Here is a 15,820-nt window from a genome sequence, read left to right as displayed (position 1 = left end):
CGACGGTTTTATGCACAAAGGGCCTGAAGATAGGGAACATCGGCCAAGATAGGCGAACAAGCATCTAAGTCGCTGCACCATTGTTCTTCAAGATACTGTTTTCCCTGACTTATTATGTGTTGGTCGTTTTTTAACCAATTTGTCATGCGGCCTTGTGTGGCAAGGCCTGGCGACCGATTCCACCGGGTTGCCCACAGAGTTATCCACAACTTCTGTGGACAACATGCCGGAGCCCTTGGCACGCCTCGACAACCCGCGATCCAAACCCGACAATAGCGCCCCTGCACCCGCGCCCGGTGCCACCCAAACGAGCCAAGCAATGACCGATACCCCGCGCAAGATCCTCGTCACCAGCGCCCTGCCCTACGCCAACGGCCCGATCCACCTGGGCCACCTGGTGGAGTACATCCAGACCGATATCTGGGTGCGCTTCCAGCGTTCGCGCGGTCACGAGGTCATCTATGTCTGCGCGGACGACGCCCACGGCACGCCGATCATGCTCAAGGCGCGCGCCGAGGGCATCGAGCCGGAAGAACTGATCGCCCGCGTGCGCCAGGAGCACGAGGCCGACTTCGCCGAATTCCGCATCGGGTTCGACCACTACCACTCCACCCATTCGGACGAGAACCGCGAGCTGGCCGGGCAGATCTACACCGCGCTGCGCGATGCCGGACATATCGAGACCCGCACCATCGACCAGGCCTATGACCCCGAGGCCGGGATGTTCCTGCCGGACCGCTTCATCAAGGGCACCTGCCCCAAATGCGGCGCCGCGGAACAGTACGGCGATTCCTGCGAGGCCTGCGGCGCGACCTACAGCCCGCTGGACCTGAAGGACCCGGTCTCCGCGATCAGCGGTGCGCGCCCGGAGTCGCGCGCCTCCGAGCACTACTTCTTCAAGCTCGGCGACTTCGAGGCCTTCCTGCGCGAATGGACCCGCTCCGGACGCCTGCAGGACGCGATCCGCAACAAGCTGGACGAGTGGTTCGACACCGGTCTCAGTGACTGGGACATCTCCCGCGACAAACCCTACTTCGGCTTCGAGATCCCCGATGCGCCGGGCAAGTACTTCTACGTCTGGCTCGACGCACCGATCGGCTACATGGCGAGCTTTCGCGCCTACGCCGCGCAGCAGGGGCTGGACTTCGACGCCTGGTGGGGCGCGGACTCCGACGCCGAGCTGTATCACTTCATCGGCAAGGACATCGCCTACTTCCACACCCTGTTCTGGCCGGCCATGCTGCACGGTGCGGGCTATCGCACCCCCTCGGCGGTGTTCTGCCACGGCTTCCTGACCGTCAACGGGCAGAAGATGTCCAAGTCGCGCGGCACCTTCATTCGCGCCCGCGACTACCTGGAGCACCTGAACCCGGAATCCCTGCGCTACTACCTGGCCGCCAAGCTAGGCGACAGCGTCGACGACCTGGACCTGAATTTCGAAGACTTCGTGCAGCGCGTGAACTCGGACCTGGTCGGCAAGGTGGTCAACATCGCCAGCCGTTGCGCCGGTTTCATCAACAAGCGCTCCAACGGCGAACTGGCCGCGGAACTCCCGCGGCCCGACCTGCACGAGGCCTTCGTTGCCGAGGGCGAGGTGATTGCCGAGGCGTTCGAGAAGCGCGAATTCGCCCAGGCGATGCGCCGCATCATGGCCCTGGCCGACCAGGCCAACCAGTACATCGACGAGGCCCAACCCTGGGTCCTGGCGAAGCAGGAGGGCCGCGAGGCAGAGGTCCAGGCGATCAACACCCAGGGGCTGGACCTGTTCCGGATCCTGATCGTCTATCTCGCCCCGGTGCTGCCAAAGCTCGCCGCCGACGCCGCCGAGTTCCTGAATCTGGAAGACACCCGCTGGGCCAGCCGCGCGCCGCTGGTCGGACGCAGCATCCAGAAATTCAAGCCGCTGATGACCCGCATCGAAGCGGAGACCATCGACAAGCTGCTGGAGGCGTCGAAGGCCACCCTGGCCGCGACCGAGGCATCCAGTGCCACCGACAACGCCGCCCCGGAGGCGAACGTGGACCCGATCGCCGCGACCATCGACTTCGACACCTTCGCCCAGGTGGATCTGCGCATCGCGCGCATCGCCAACGCCGAACACGTCGAGGGCGCGGACAAGCTGCTGAAGCTGACCCTGGACATCGGCGACGAGACGCGCCAGGTATTCGCCGGCATCAAGTCCGCCTACGCGCCGGAGGCCTTGATCGGTCGGCATACCGTGATGGTCGCCAACCTGGCCCCGCGCAAGATGCGCTTCGGCGTCTCCGAGGGCATGGTGCTGGCCGCCGGCCCGGGCGGCTCGGAGCTGTACATCCTGAATCCGGATGACGGCGCCCGGCCCGGCATGCGCGTCAAGTAGTGCTCGCCCCCGGCGGCGCGATTTACGCAGAACACCCGCGGCCCATGGATTTGCGCCCGTTGCTCGCGTAAGCTGCCGCTCTTTTCTCGGTCCCCGGACGCATGGAACAAAGCCCCGAATTCAAAGCACAGGTCCGCCTGCTGGCCGACGCCGGACGCGAACTCGCGGAACGCGGTTGGCTCCCCGCGCGCACCGGGCACTTCTCCGCGCGCCTGGATGATCAGCACATTGTCATTACCGCTCCCGGGCGCGGCAAGGATCTGCTGGATGCGCACGACTTCATGGTCGTCGATCTGGAAGGCCACCTGATCTCCGGCAGCGGAGACCCCGGGCCCGAGACCTTCCTGCACATCATCATGTACCGCCACGACCCCAAGCTGGGAGCCGTGCTGCACACGCACAGCGTCCACGGCACGGTGCTTTCGCGCCAGGTCGCCGGGACGCTGCTGCTGCGCGATTACGAGGCCCTGCGCGAACTCCCGGGTTGCGAACACCCCTCGCGCGGCCTCCAGATCCCGGTGTTTGCCAATCACCCGGACATGCAGCAGCTGGCCGCCCAGGTCGACGCCGCCATGACGCGCAATCCGGAGCTCGCCGGGTATCTGATCAACGGGCACGGCCTCTACACCTGGGGTCAGACCGTAGAACTGGCGATGCAGCGAACCGAAGCCTTCGAGTTCATGTTCGAATGCGAGACGCTGGCCCGCCAGCTCGTCGTGTAATGGCCGCCTCTGCCGCGCATTCGGCGCCTCAGGCCATTATCCTGGCCTTCGAAGGGATCCTTGCCCCATCCGGCGTGCTGCGCGAGACACTGGAGCCACATGCCCAAGAGGCGCTGCCCGGCTTCCTCGAGCGTCACGCGGAGTCCACCGCGGTACAGCGCACCCTGGCGGATATCCTCGCCTACTCCGGGCGCGAGCTGGACGCGGATGGCCTGCTCGCCCAGATCCGCGCCTGGATTCGCGGCGGCCAGGACATTACCCCGGTGCGCCAACTGCAGGGCATGGTCTGGGCGGACGCGCTGGAGGCCGGCGCGCTGCAGCCGCAACTGGACGCGGCCACAGCCGAAGCCCTAGTGCGCCTGCACGCGGCCGGCGTCGCCCTCTACAGTTTCGGCGCAGCCCCGGCCCCGGTGCAGCGCGACTGGCTGCGCCACAGCCCGCACCCGGAAGTGGAAGAGTGCCTGGACGGGCTGTTCGATACCCGGATCGGGGGCCGGCGGGATGCCGGCAGTTACCGCCGTCTGGCGGAAGAGATCGGCCGCACGCCCGAGACGGTGCTGGTCCTGTCCGCGCGTGGCGACGAGCTCGATTGCGCGCACCAGGCCTGGCTAATGACCGCCCGGCCCGAGGCCGACCCGAATGCGCAGGACGCGCATCCGGTACGGCCCTTGACCTCGCTCATGCCCGCGGGCGCGCAGGGCAACTAGTCTCTTACTCAGGACCGCTGACAAGAAGGTTGTCCGCCGCACACCTGGAAGCCGCCCAAAGACGGGGTCAACCCGCAGAAAGCGGGTACCCACGAAGCCCTCGGGGTTGAGTACGCTGTACCACTCCCGGATACTGTATTGTTGACCTGACGACTCGGATTTAACGTGGAATACGTCCTGATACTCATCAGTACGATCCTCGTGAACAACTTCGTACTGGTGAAGTTTCTGGGCCTGTGCCCGTTCATGGGGGTCTCACGCAAGGTCGAGACGGCCACCGGCATGGGCCTGGCCACGACCTTCGTGCTGACGTTGTCCGCGGTCAGCTCCTACGTGATCAACGAATACCTGCTGCTCCCGCTCGGGCTGGAGTACCTGCGCACCATCGCCTTCATCCTCGTGATCGCCGCCGTGGTGCAGTTCACCGAGCTGGTGGTGCGCAAGACCTCGCCCCTGCTGTACAACGTGCTGGGCATCTTCCTGCCTCTGATCACCACCAATTGCGCGGTGCTGGGCGTCGCCCTGCTGAACGTCCAGGAGGCGCACAACTTCGTCGAGTCGGCCCTGTACGGCTTCGGCGCCGCGGTCGGTTTCTCGCTGGTCCTGATCCTGTTCTCCGCCATCCGCGAGCGGATCGCGGTGGCCGACGTACCGGTGATGTTCCGCGGCAGCGCGATCGCCATGATCACCGCCGGGCTGATGTCGCTGGGGTTCATGGGCTTCTCCGGGCTGGTTCGGCTGTGAGCGTGCTGTACGCCATCCTCGCGATCGGCGGCCTGGCCGCCGTTTTCGGGGTGATCCTGGGCTTCGCCGCGCAGCGCTTTCGCGTGGAGGCGGATCCAGTCGTCGATCAGATCGATGCCCTGCTGCCGCAGACCCAGTGCGGCCAGTGCTCGTATCCCGGCTGCCGCCCGTACGCCGAGGCCATCGCCGCGGGCGAGGCGGACATCAACCGCTGTCCGCCCGGCGGCCAGGCGACCGTGCGTGCCCTCGCGGACCTGCTCGACCGCGAGCCCACACCGCTGGAGGAAGAAGAGCAGGAGAAGGCCGTCGCCATCATCGACGAGAACATCTGCATCGGCTGCACCCTGTGCATCCAGGCCTGCCCGGTGGACGCAATTCTCGGGGCTGCCAAGCAGATGCACACCGTGATCGAGGAAGAATGCACCGGCTGCGAGCTGTGCATCGAGCCCTGCCCGGTGGACTGCATCACCATGGTCCCGGTCGGCACCGACATCACCGAATGGCGCTGGTCGGAGCCGGACCCTTCGCCGATCGAACGGCCCATCCACGTCATCGCGGACGGTTCGCGGCAGCCCGGCTGAGCCGGATGCCCGCGAACCGTTAGAATACGCTTATGCAGCTGCATCGCTTCCATGGGGGCCTGAAACTGGCCGAAGAGACCGACGCCAGCACCCGCGACCCGGTGCTGGTGATGGGCGTGCCGTCCCGGCTGATCGTCCCCCTGGGCCAGCATATCGGCGAGGCGGCGGAGCCCTGCGTGGCGGTCGGGAACCATGTGACCAAGGGCCAGCGGATTGGCCAGTCCAAGGGCTATATCGCAGCCCACGTGCATGCCCCCACCTCCGGCGAGGTGGTGGAGATCGCCGACCACGCGGTACCCCACCCTTCGGGCCTCAGCGCCCCCTGCATAACCATCCAAAGCGATGGCCGCGACGACTGGGGCGAAACCCGCATGGAGCCCTGGCTGGACTGGGACACCCGCGACCCGCGCAAGCTGCGCCAACGCATTCGCGATGCCGGGATCGTCGGACTGGGCGGGGCGGCCTTTCCTACCGCGGTCAAGCTCAATCCGCGCGCCGGCCAGCGCATCCACACGCTGATCGTGAACGGGGCCGAGTGCGAACCCTACATCAGCGCCGACGACTCGCTGCTGCGCAGCGCCCCCGAGGCGGTATTCGAGGGCATCCGCATCGTCGCCCACCTGCTGGGTGTGGAGCGCGTACTGTTCGCGGTGGAAGACAACATGCCGGAGGCCATGCGGGCACTGACCGAGACCCTCCCCGGCGAACTGCGCGAGCGGGTCCAGTTGGTCTCGGTGCCATCCATCTATCCCACCGGCGGCGAGCGCCAGCTGATCAAGGTCCTCACCGGCCAGGAGGTCCCCAGCGGCGGCCTGCCGGCGGATATCGGGATGATCTGCAACAACCCGGGTACCTTCAAGGCGGTCTGCGATGCGGTGATCCAGGGTCGCCCGCTACTGTCGCGCATCGTCACCGTCACCGGGCCGGGCGTGCAGCATCCGCGCAATGTCGAGGCCCTGCTGGGGACCCCGTTCGCCGATGTGATCGCCGCCGCCGGTGGCTATGCCGAGGGCGTGGACCGCCTGGTGATGGGCGGCCCGATGATGGGCTTCTCGGTCCATGATGACGCCATCCCGGTCATCAAGGGAACCAACTGCCTGCTGGCGACCCGTCCGCAGGACACGCCCGCACCCGGCCCGCTGATGCCCTGCATCCGCTGCGGCGAGTGCGCGGCCGTCTGCCCGGCGCAACTGCTGCCGCAGCAGCTGTACTGGCAGGCCAGGGCCAAGGACTTCGACGCGACCCAGGACTACGGCCTGTTCGACTGCATCGAATGTGGCTGCTGCGCGCATGTCTGCCCCAGCAACATCCCGCTGGTGCAGTACTACCGCTATGCCAAGAACGAGATCTGGGCGCGCGAGAAGGAGCGCCAGAAGTCGGATATCGCGCGCGAACGCTACGAGTTCCGCCAGGAACGCATCGAGCGCGAGGAACGCGAAAAGGCCGAACGCATGGCCAAGAAGAAGGCCGCGCTCAAGAAGAAAGACAGCAGCGCCGACGGCGACAGTAACGAAAACAGCGACAAACAGGCCGCCATTCAGGCCGCGCTCGAGCGCGCCCGAGCGCGCAAGGCCGCCAAGGCCGGGGACGCCGTCGAGGGCGCGGCGACCGAGCAAGCGGACAAGGCGGCCGCCACCCCCGAGACGCACACCGAACCCGCCCAATCCGGCGAACGCGATTCCACGGACACGGGCAACCGCTGATGCGCTTTCGCACCGAATCCTCGCCGCACATGATCCCGGCCCACTCGGTGGGCGGGGTCATGCAGCAGGTCCTGATGGCGCTGGTGCCCGGCACCCTCGCGATGGCCTGGTTCTTCGGCTGGGGCGTACTGGTCAATGTGGTCCTGGCGGTGCTGTTCGCGGTGGCCTTCGAGGCCGCGATCGTCGCCGCCCGCAAGCGCCCGGTGATGGCCACGCTGGGCGACAACTCGGCGATCGTCACCGGCTGGCTGTTCGCGCTGGCGGTACCGCCGCTCACACCCGTCTGGGTCACCCTGATCGGCATCGCCTTCGCCATCATCGTCGCCAAGCACCTGTATGGCGGGCTGGGCTACAACCCGTTCAACCCGGCGATGGTCGGCTACGTGGTGGTACTGGTCTCGTTCCCGCGCGAAATGGCCCTGTGGCCGGCCCCGGACACCCTGTCCGAGATGTCGCTGGGCCTCGGGCAGACGCTGCAGACGGTCCTCACCGGCAGCCTGCCGGCCGCCATGGACTGGGATGCCATCACCCGCGCCACACCGCTGGATGCGATGCGCGAGGGCCTGGGCGCCGGGCGCACGGTCAACGAGATCACCACCAGCCCGCTGTTCGGCACCTTCAGCGAAACCAGCTGGGAGTGGATCGGCAATTTCTTCCTGCTCGGCGGGCTGTACCTGTTGTTCCGGCGGATCATCCACTGGCACATCCCGGTGGCGGTGATCCTGGGCGTGGCGATCCCGGCCGGCTTCTTCTGGATGCTGGACCCGGACTCCTTCGCCTCGCCGGCCTTCCATGTATTCAGCGGCGCGGTGATCATTGGCGCCTTCTTCATTGCCACCGACCCGGTGTCCGCCTCCACCACTCCGCTGGGGCGCATCCTCTACGGGGCCGGCATCGGCGTGCTGATCTTCGTCATCCGCACCTGGGGCGGCTACCCGGATGCGGTCGCCTTCGCCGTACTGTTGATGAACATGGTCGCCCCGACCCTGGACCACCTGACGCGCCCGCGCATCTTCGGGCGCGAGCGCCGCGGACCGCCACCGGGGGACGGCCATGGGTAACCTGAAGCCACGGGACATCCTGCTGGCGACCGCCCTGCTCGCTGGGTTTGCCGCCGCCGGGGCCGGCATCGTCGCCCTGGTACAGGACTCCACCGAGGCGCGCATCGCGGAGAACCGCATGGCGGTCAATCGCAACCGCATCGCGGAGCTGACCGGGGAACTCGACTACCGCAACGACCCCGTCCACGACACCATCGATCTGAACCACGATCTGCTGGGTGGAGGTCCCCTGCCGGTCTGGTTCGCCCGCGATGCCGAGGACGAGGTGGTCGGCATCGTCTTCTCCGCGATCGCCCCGGACGGCTACAGTGGCAATATCCACCTGCTGATCGGCGTCGACCGCGACGGCGAACTCCAGGGCGTGCGGGTCTCCGCGCACCGCGAGACCCCGGGCCTGGGCGATGCCATCGAGGCCGAGCGCTCCGACTGGATCCGCGGCTTCGACGGGCGCTCGCTGGGCAACCCACCGGCCGAGGGCTGGCACGTGCGCAAGGACGGCGGGGTCTTCGACCAGTTCACCGGGGCCACCATTACCCCGCGTGCGGTGGTTCGCGCCGTCTATCGCACGCTGGAATACTTCGACCATCACCGTGACGAATTGCTGGCGACCCGGCCCGAGGAAACCGGCTCCGTCACGGAACCGCTCCCGACCAGCGAGACCAACGGGGACGACGAGGCAAGCCGATGAACCCGACCCTGACCGACATCATTCGCGACGGCCTGTGGCACAACAACCCCGGGCTGGTGCAGCTGCTGGGACTGTGTCCGCTGCTGGCGATCTCCGGGACCATGGTCAACGCGATCGGCCTCGGCATCGCGACCACCCTGACCCTGCTGTTGTCGAACGTGCTGGTCTCGCTGATCCGTGACCATGCGCGCCCGGAGATCCGCATCCCGGTGTACGTGCTGATCATTGCCTCCATCGTCACCGCGATCGAACTGGCGATGAACGCCTGGTTTCACGGGCTGTACCTGATCCTCGGCATCTTCATCCCGCTGATCGTGACCAACTGCGCCATCATCGGCCGCGCCGAGGCCTTCGCCTCGCGCAACTCGGTTCCGCGCGCCGCGCTGGACGGACTGATGATGGGACTGGGCTTCACCGGCGTGCTGATTGCCCTGGGTGCCCTGCGCGAGGTGCTCGGCCAGGGCACCCTGATGGCCAACGCCCACCTGCTGTTCGGCGACTGGGGCCACGGCATGACCCTACAGCTCTACCCGTCCGAGCACGGCTTCCTGCTGGCCCTGCTGCCCCCCGGCGCCTTCATGGCCATGGGCCTGCTGATCGCCGCCAAGAACTGGATCGACAGCCAGTTCGAAGCGGAACCGAGCCCCACCGGCGACGAGACCGCGACCGCAACCGAGGCGAGCCCCGACAACGCCTGATCGGCTCCGGCCTTGATTCCTGGCTGTCAGCCGGTAAACTTCCGGCGCCACGAATCCGTTCTACCGGGGCCACCGCCCCGGACATTCAAACGTCCCAGGAGATTGGCATGGCTGGACACTTCCCGTTTGCTGGCAAGCGCGGCACGCGCTACGGCCTCGCCCCGCGCGGCACGATCGCCGCCTTTTTCGAGAACCACGGGTTCAACGACGAGCTCCAGGAGAAGTACTACAAGTGGTGGTACGACTTCGCCAAGGACTTTGTCGAGAAGGACAGCGACCTGTCCTACACCATGATCCGCAAGTTCGACAGCTACCCGATGGGCACCCATGCCCACCATGCGTTCCACTTGAACGACAAGTACTGGCCGAGCTGCCTGGACGAGCTGGGTTCGTTCATCCGTGACGTCATCTTCCCGAAGATGGACGAAAAGGCGATGCACGACATCGAAGAAAAGCACGCCAAGCTGATCAAGGACCTGGAGAAGGAAGCCGAGTCCAACCCGCGCGACGCCGCGCCGGATGTCGGCCTCTTCCGCCACGTCTGAGCAACGTCACTACGCGAGTTGCCGGCCCCGCGAAGCGGGGCCGGTTTGTTTGGAGCCCCCCCGCATCCATGAATGCCGCGAAGCGTGAAGCCATCTTCGAGCGCCTGAAGGCGGCGAATCCCGAGCCGACCACCGAGCTCGACTACGCCACCCCGTTTGAACTGCTGATCGCGGTCATCCTGTCCGCCCAGGCCACGGATGTCGGCGTCAACAAGGCCACCCGCCGCCTCTACCCGGTCGCCAACACGCCCGAGGCGATCCTCGAGCTGGGCCTCGACGGCCTCAAGGAACACATCAAGACCATCGGCCTGTACAACGCCAAGGCCGAGAATGTAATGAAGACCTGCCGCATGCTGGTCGAGCGCCACGGCGGCGAGGTCCCCCGTGACCGCGAGTCGCTGGAGGCCCTGCCCGGCGTCGGGCGCAAGACCGCGAACGTCATCCTCAACACCGCCTTCGGCGTCCCCACCATCGCGGTGGACACCCACATCTTCCGGGTCGCCAACCGCACCGGCCTGGCCCCGGGCAAGACGGTGCTGGAGGTGGAAAAGCGCCTGATGCGCCTGACCCCGAAGGCCTACTTGCAGGATGCCCATCACTGGCTGATCCTGCACGGGCGCTACGTCTGCAAGGCGCGCAAACCGGAGTGCTGGCGCTGCCCGATCGCGGACCTGTGCGAATACAAGGCGAAGACGCCTGCCCCGGTCGGCGCCTGAACGAACCTGTCCCCTTCAAGGAACATCCCATGTACGGTAACCGCGACCAGATCCGCACCCAGTTCGTCGACGCCTGGCAGAAGGCGCTGGCCGGCGAGCCCCTGACCGACCTGGAACAGCAGCTGGTGGACGTGATCTCGGACCACCCCGAGTACCACGAGTACCTGAAGGACCGCGAGACCGCGCTGACCGGCGAGTTCCCGCCCGAACTCGGCACCTCCAATCCCTTCCTGCACATGGCGATGCACCTGAGCCTGCGCGACCAGGCCCGCACCGACCGCCCGGCCGGCACCCGCCAGCTGCACCAGGGCCTGTGCGCCCGCTTTGGCGTCATGGATGCCGAGCACCGGATGATGGAGTGCCTGGGCCAGATCCTGTGGGAAGCCCAGCGCAGCAACGCCGCGCCCGACGAGAACGCCTACCTCGAGTGCATCAAGCGCCTGGCGAGCCGCTGACCGCGGAACCCGACCCGCCCACCGATACCGGCCGTCGGTCCAGACCCCAGCGGTCCAGCAATACCAGCATGGCGGGCGTAAACAGCAGGGTCAGCGGAGTCGCAAACAACAGCCCTCCGGCGATGGCCGTCGCCAGCTGGACCCAGAACCCGGTGACCGGCGCGCCGACGTAGAAGTCCCGCCCGGCAAAGTCCACCGTCCACGCCAGCACCATCGGCAACAGGCCGAGGATGGTCGTGATCGCCGTCAACAGCACCGGCCGCATCCGCTGCGCGGCCGCGCGCAGGACGGCCTCCATCGCATCCAGCCCAAGCCTGCGCTGCTCGTTGTAGGTATCGATCAGCACGATGTTGTTGTTCACCACGATCCCCGCCAGCGCCAGCACGCCGATCCCGCTCATCACGATACCGAAGGGCTCCCCGCGCAGAAGCAACGCCAGCAGCACCCCGGCGGTGGAAAACACGATGGCCGAGAGCACCAGAAAGGCCTGGGAGAAGCGATTGAACTGGGTCACCATCATCACGAGCATCAGGAACAGCGACAGCCCGAACGCCCCCAGCAGGAAGTTCGTGGCCTCGGCCTGCTCCTCGGCCTGACCGCGAAAGCGCAGCTGCACCTCGGCGTCCAGCTCCAGGTCGGCCGTCCGGCCTTCGAGCGCACGCTGGCGCTCGTCTACCAGATAGCCGGGGCCCGCATCCGCCTCCAGGGTGTACGCACGCTGGCCATCGCGGCGCTTGATCAGGCCGGTCGCCGGCACCGGCACCAGCTCGGCGAAATGGGCCAGCGGCACCAGCCCGGTGGCCCCCGGCAGGTTCAGGCCCGCCAGCTGCTGAAGATGGCGCTGCGCGGCCGGCAAGCGCAAGCGGATATCAACCTCCTCGTCGCTGTAGTCCGGACGGTAGGTTCCCAGCAAGATCCCGCTGGTGACCAATTGCACGCCCTCGCCCAGCAACGGGACATCAACCCCGAAGCGAGCCGCCTGTTCACGGTCAAAGCGCACCTCCAGCTCCACCCCGGGCAGGGGCAGGTCGTCGGTCACGTCCACGAACCCGCCGAGGACGTCCATTTCGGCGCGCAGCTGCCGGATCACGGGTGCGATCCGCTCGGGGTCGGCGCTGGCGGCTTCGAGCACGATCGGACGACCCTCGCTCGGTCCACGTTCCTGGGCGCGGAACTGCAGGCGAATCCCCGGCAGGTCCGCGGTCCGCCGGCGCAGGTCTTCGATGATCGACTCCGCCGGTGGCCGCTGCCGCCAGCCAATCAGTTCCAGCTGGATCACCCCGATCACGTCCTCGGCATAGTCGCCCTGCAGACGGCCCAGCTGGGTCCCAATGGTGCGCGCGTAGACGTGGCGGATCTCGGGTACGCCGTGCAGAGTGCCCTCCACCTGGCGGACCAGGGCATCCGCCTCCCATACCGAGAGATCGCCGCGTGCCTGCACCTGGACCTGCACGAAGTCAGGCTCGACCTGCGGGAAGAACTCCACACCCCGGCCCTGCGTGGCATACAGCGCGTAGGCCACCACGACCACCGCGACCGTCCCCGCCAGCGTCCAGCCGGGATGCCGCACCAGGGATTGCAGCAGGTGGATATAGGCACGCGTAATCCCCTGCAGTTCGTCGTAGCGTCCCTCCTCCGCCGCGCGCACGTAGCGCGTCTGCGCGGCGTTGATCGGCCGACTCTGCCCGATCACGGCACCCAGCGCCGGGATAAAGACCAGTGCCATCGCCAGCGAGGCGATCAGGGTCACGATCACGGTGGCCGGCAGGTAGACGATGAACTCGCCGACCATGCCGGGCCACAGCAGCATGGGCGCGAACACCGCCAGCGTGGTCCCAATGGCCGTTGTGATGGGCCAGGCCATGCGCTGGGCGGCCGCGCGGAATGCATCCGCCCGGGCCATACCCTCGGCCACGTAGCGATCCGCCAGCTCCACGACCACCACGGCACCGTCCACCAGCATGCCCACAACCAGGATCAGGCCGAACAGCACCACCACGTTCAGTGTGAAACCCATCAGGTAGATCACCAGGATGCCGCCGAGGAAGGCCCCGGGAATCGCCATTCCCACCAGCAGCGCCGCCCGCGCCCCCATCATCGCCAGGATCACCAGCGCCACGATCAGCATCGCGGTGATCACGCTGTTCTCCAGGTCCCCCAGCAGGTCACCCACATCCCGCGCCATGTCCTGCAGATAGGTCACCTCCACGGCTTCCGGCCAGTCGGCGCGGGCAGCCTCGATGGTCGCACGGGCGGCCGCGACCACCTCGAGGACATTGGCCTCCGACGCCTTGCGGATTTCCAGGGACACCGAAGGCTGACCATCGATGCGGGTGAAGCCCTCGGGGTCGCGGTAGGTCTGACGTACCTCCGCGACATCGCGCACCCGCACCACCGCATCGCCCTCCACGCGGATCGCGGTGTCCAGCACGTCGTCGACATCATCAATGGTGCCCGGCACGCGCAGCGGAATACGCCCGGCCCCGGTGTCCAGCGCGCCGGCCGCCACCAGCCGGTTGTTGCGCTCGATCGCGCGGGTCAGTTCGCTGAAGGACAGTTCAATAGGTCTCCAGCACCAGGGGATCGACCAGGACCTCCATCTGCTCCTCGCGATCCCCGCCGACATCCGCCTCCAGCACCCCGGGGATCGCCTCGACCCGGTCGCGCAGCTCGCGCGCCAGGCGCACCAGCGCCCGCTCGTCCAGCGGCCCGGAGAGATTCAGCGTCAGCACCGGAAACAGCGACAGATCGACCTCGGAGACGCTCGGCTCCTCTGCACCCGCCGGCAGCTCGGGACGCACCTGGTCGACCTCCTCGCGCAGGTCCGACAGCGCCTGACGATTGTCCCAGCCCGGCTCGAAGTCCAGACGCACCAGGGCAAAACCCTCGCCCGCCCAGGACTGCATCTCGTCCACCCCGGCCAATGCCTGCAGCTCGCGCTCCAGCGGACGCAGCATCAAGCGCTCGGCGTCTTCCGGGCTGACCCCGGGATACGGCACCGAGACAAAGAAGATCGGCACATCAATCTCCGGTGCCGCCTCCTTGGGCACGATGTGGTAGGCGGTCGCCCCCAGCACCAGGATCAACAGAAGAAAAAGCAGTACCGTCCGGGCATGTGCCACCGCCCAGGCGATCAGGGACCTCACGGCGCCGCCCCGTCCACCGATTCCGGCACCGCCGCCCCGGGGTCCGCCTGCGCCGCTTGCGGGCGCACCCGCTCGCCATCGGTCACGAAACCGTGGCCGATGGTGATCACCCGTGCCGTTTCGGGCAGGCCGGTCACCCAGACGCCATCGGCCGCGGCCCGGATCACCTCTACGGCGTGGAACACCACCCGATCCGCCGCGTCGACCGTCTTCACGCCCACACGCCCGGCGTCATCCAGCCCCATCCAGGCCGGGGACAGCTTGTGCGCCCGCACCACGGCGGTCGGGATCTCGACGCCGGCACTGATACCCGACGGCAGGGCCTCGTCCGGGTTCGGCACGGCAATCTCGACGCGAAAGGTCTGCGTGCCCGATTCGGCCACGCGCGAAACAAACCGCACCTCGCCCTCGGCACGCCGTCGATCGAGAAAACGGATCCGCGCCGGCTGGCCCGGCTCGACCCGCCCGATCTGGTGCTGGGGGACATGCACCACCGCCAGGAGCGGGTCGTTGTCGACCACCTCCGCCACCGGATCGCCGCGACTGACGAAGCCGCCGCGATCCGCCAGGCGCTGATTCACGATCCCCGCGACGGGTGCGACGATCCGCGTGTTGCGGATATCCAGCTCGACTGCCTCGAGCTCGGCCCGTGCGGCCTCGCGCTCCGCCTCGCGGGCCTCCAGTTGGGTACGCGAGACATGGCCCTGGTCGTGCAGGCGCTGGGCCGCCTCGTATTCGCTCTCCGCCCCGCGCAACCGGGCAATCGCCTGCCGCCGCCGCGCCTCGCGATCATCCATGCGCAGGTTCGCGAGTTCATCCCCCACATCCACCCGCGCCCCGCGGGCCACGGCCCACTCCGCGACCTGGCCTTCGGTCTCCGCCCGCACCATTACTCGCAGATCCGGTTCTACCCGCCCCTGCAGCACCAGCAAACGCTCTACCGGCTCGGCCGTGAGCGCCGTTACCGCCACCGCCATGGGCTGGGGATCGCTTGCCCGCGGCGCCTCCTCCGTCTCGCGCCCGAGCATCCCGGAGACGATCCAGACCACCACGAGGATCAGAATGCCCAGGGCGATGAACAACCGGGACTGGGCGCGCAGGCGATGCCAGACAGACCCGCTCACGCTACGCTTCCAGCCGCGCCCGGACGAACCGCACCAGCAACCCGGCCCCTGGTCTCACTGTGCACCACCGAACAGCCGCTGCCACCAGCGCCGGCGACTGCCGGTGGGGGGCACCGCGACCTCGAGATCCACCGGCGGCACCCGCGACACGACCCAGCCCGGCAGGACCCGGAGCCCGGAGGAGCCACAGCTGGAGCCGAGGTTGTTGGGATCGAAGATCTTCACGAACTCCGGATGCTCGCGGTCATCGACGTACACGATCCCGCAGTAATCCTCGTCGTGATCACGCCGCAAGAGGGCGTCGACTTCGTCCACGAAACGCCGGAAGGTCTCCTCCGGCACCGGCTGATCCGGGACGTCGTCGCCCACCGCATAGACGTACCATCCGGCGTCTGCGCGCGCGCGCAGACGCTCCCACAGTTGGTCCAGCTGCTCCCAGTACAGGATGCCGGTGGACCCGGCCTCGAATCGTTGCAGGAAGTCGAGTTCGGGACATTGTTGCGCGGTGGACATCAAGGGCATCCGGGGGTCGCCAGCGTAAGCGAACATCGTAGGCCCCCACCCCGGATGC

14 protein-coding genes and 1 pseudogene are annotated in these 15,820 nt (G+C 67.4%); 12 read left to right on the top strand and 3 right to left on the bottom strand.

What is annotated here, in order from left to right; translation table 11 throughout:
* Positions 1-319: 319 nt before the first annotated feature.
* The 12 genes from metG to D573_RS0108290 all read left to right on the top strand — a co-directional run bounded on the left by metG (position 320) and on the right by D573_RS0108290 (position 10,979).
* Positions 320-2,359 (top strand): methionine--tRNA ligase, encoded by a 2,040-nt coding sequence (gene metG, locus D573_RS0108345; RefSeq protein ID WP_018938700.1) that lies wholly within the window; start codon positions 320-322, stop codon positions 2,357-2,359.
* A gap of 101 nt (positions 2,360-2,460) precedes the next feature.
* Positions 2,461-3,081: a methylthioribulose 1-phosphate dehydratase gene (mtnB, locus tag D573_RS0108340; protein ID WP_018938699.1), complete on the top strand. Its 621-nt coding sequence runs from the start codon at positions 2,461-2,463 to the stop codon at positions 3,079-3,081.
* Positions 3,081-3,788, top strand: a complete 708-nt coding sequence (locus D573_RS0108335; protein WP_018938698.1) for a hypothetical protein — start codon at positions 3,081-3,083, stop codon at positions 3,786-3,788. Before mtnB ends, D573_RS0108335 begins: the two co-directional genes overlap by 1 nt.
* A 165-nt stretch (positions 3,789-3,953) precedes the next feature.
* Positions 3,954-4,532 carry an electron transport complex subunit RsxA gene (rsxA, locus tag D573_RS0108330; RefSeq protein WP_018146036.1) on the top strand — a complete coding sequence of 193 codons (579 nt, stop codon included), beginning with the start codon at positions 3,954-3,956 and terminating at the stop codon, positions 4,530-4,532.
* The gene (gene rsxB, locus D573_RS0108325; protein WP_018169455.1) at positions 4,529-5,113 is read left to right on the top strand and encodes an electron transport complex subunit RsxB; all 585 of its coding nucleotides are present in this window, start codon (positions 4,529-4,531) and stop codon (positions 5,111-5,113) included. The genes rsxA and rsxB overlap by 4 nt, the downstream gene beginning before the upstream one ends.
* Positions 5,114-5,145: 32 nt before the next feature.
* A complete protein-coding gene (gene rsxC / locus D573_RS0108320) occupies positions 5,146-6,816 on the top strand; it encodes an electron transport complex subunit RsxC (RefSeq protein WP_018938697.1) in 1,671 nt (556 codons plus the stop codon).
* Positions 6,816-7,877: an electron transport complex subunit RsxD gene (gene rsxD, locus D573_RS0108315; RefSeq protein ID WP_018938696.1), complete on the top strand. Its 1,062-nt coding sequence runs from the start codon at positions 6,816-6,818 to the stop codon at positions 7,875-7,877. The genes rsxC and rsxD overlap by 1 nt, the downstream gene beginning before the upstream one ends.
* Entirely contained in the window at positions 7,870-8,565 is a 696-nt protein-coding gene (gene rsxG / locus D573_RS0108310; RefSeq protein WP_018938695.1) for an electron transport complex subunit RsxG, read from the top strand. Before rsxD ends, rsxG begins: the two co-directional genes overlap by 8 nt.
* On the top strand, positions 8,562-9,263 hold the full coding sequence (locus D573_RS0108305) for an electron transport complex subunit E (RefSeq protein ID WP_018146041.1): 702 nt from the start codon (positions 8,562-8,564) through the stop codon (positions 9,261-9,263). Before rsxG ends, D573_RS0108305 begins: the two co-directional genes overlap by 4 nt.
* Positions 9,264-9,370: 107 nt before the next feature.
* Positions 9,371-9,808 (top strand): hypothetical protein, encoded by a 438-nt coding sequence (locus D573_RS0108300; protein WP_018146042.1) that lies wholly within the window; start codon positions 9,371-9,373, stop codon positions 9,806-9,808.
* A 68-nt stretch (positions 9,809-9,876) separates the two neighbouring features.
* Complete coding sequence (gene nth, locus D573_RS0108295) at positions 9,877-10,524, top strand: endonuclease III (protein WP_018938694.1); 648 nt, start codon at positions 9,877-9,879, stop codon at positions 10,522-10,524.
* Positions 10,525-10,553: 29 nt separating this feature from the next.
* Positions 10,554-10,979 (top strand): DUF1841 family protein, encoded by a 426-nt coding sequence (locus tag D573_RS0108290; protein WP_018938693.1) that lies wholly within the window; start codon positions 10,554-10,556, stop codon positions 10,977-10,979.
* Here the strand turns inward: D573_RS0108290 and D573_RS13800 are convergent.
* From D573_RS13800 to D573_RS0108275, 3 genes and pseudogenes are all read right to left on the bottom strand, one after another.
* Positions 10,957-14,125, bottom strand: a pseudogene (locus tag D573_RS13800) (efflux RND transporter permease subunit). The gene D573_RS0108290 and the pseudogene D573_RS13800 sit on opposite strands and share 23 nt — an antisense overlap.
* Entirely contained in the window at positions 14,122-15,249 is a 1,128-nt protein-coding gene (locus tag D573_RS0108280) for an efflux RND transporter periplasmic adaptor subunit (RefSeq protein WP_018938692.1), read from the bottom strand. Before D573_RS0108280 ends, D573_RS13800 begins: the two are co-directional and overlap by 4 nt.
* 54 nt (positions 15,250-15,303) lie before the next feature.
* A complete protein-coding gene (locus D573_RS0108275; protein WP_018938691.1) occupies positions 15,304-15,762 on the bottom strand; it encodes a hypothetical protein in 459 nt (152 codons plus the stop codon).
* Positions 15,763-15,820 lie beyond the last annotated feature (58 nt).

The sequence above is a fragment of the Thioalkalivibrio sp. AKL9 genome (assembly GCF_000377825.1).
GTDB classification, from domain to species: domain Bacteria; phylum Pseudomonadota; class Gammaproteobacteria; order Ectothiorhodospirales; family Ectothiorhodospiraceae; genus Thioalkalivibrio; species Thioalkalivibrio versutus.
This window is presented reverse-complemented; position numbering and strand designations above follow the sequence as displayed.